Annotated in this window: 1 protein-coding gene; it reads right to left on the bottom strand. The window is 67.1% G+C overall.

The window, feature by feature from the left end; genetic code table 11:
- A partial coding sequence (aroQ, locus tag MWC30_RS22035; RefSeq protein ID WP_244086335.1) for a type II 3-dehydroquinate dehydratase occupies nucleotides 1-416 on the bottom strand: 416 nt, incomplete at its 3' end.
- Between the last annotated feature and the right edge of the window lies 1 nt (nucleotide 417).

Raw genomic sequence — 417 nt, 5'->3', positions numbered from 1 at the left:
ACAGAGGCCAGGTGCTCGATCGCGAAGCGGTATCCGTTGAGCCCGGCGCCTGCGATCACTGCCGTCGCCACCGGGGAGACGTAGGAGTGCTTCCGGAACTCCTCCCGGGCGTGGACGTTGCTGATGTGGACCTCCACCACTGGAAGCTCCGTTGCGCGCAGGGCATCGGCGATGGCCACCGAGGTGTGGGTGTAGGCCGCAGGGTTGATCACGATCCCCTGGGCGGTTCCACGGGCGGCCTGGATGGCATCCACCAGGGCTCCCTCGTGGTTGGACTGCATGAAGTCGATCTCCAGCCCCAGCCGCTGTCCTGTCTCCGCGCAGAGCGTCTCGACGTCGGCGAGTGTGGCGGCACCGTAGAGTCCGGGCTCCCGTGTTCCCAGGAGGGTCAGGTTCGGCCCATTGGCCACCAGGATC

The sequence above is a fragment of the Desulforhabdus sp. TSK genome, from assembly GCF_022836495.1.
Lineage (GTDB): Bacteria > Desulfobacterota > Syntrophobacteria > Syntrophobacterales > Syntrophobacteraceae > Desulforhabdus.
The sequence above is the reverse complement of the archived record's forward strand: the minus strand, read 5'-3'. Positions and strand labels throughout refer to the sequence as shown.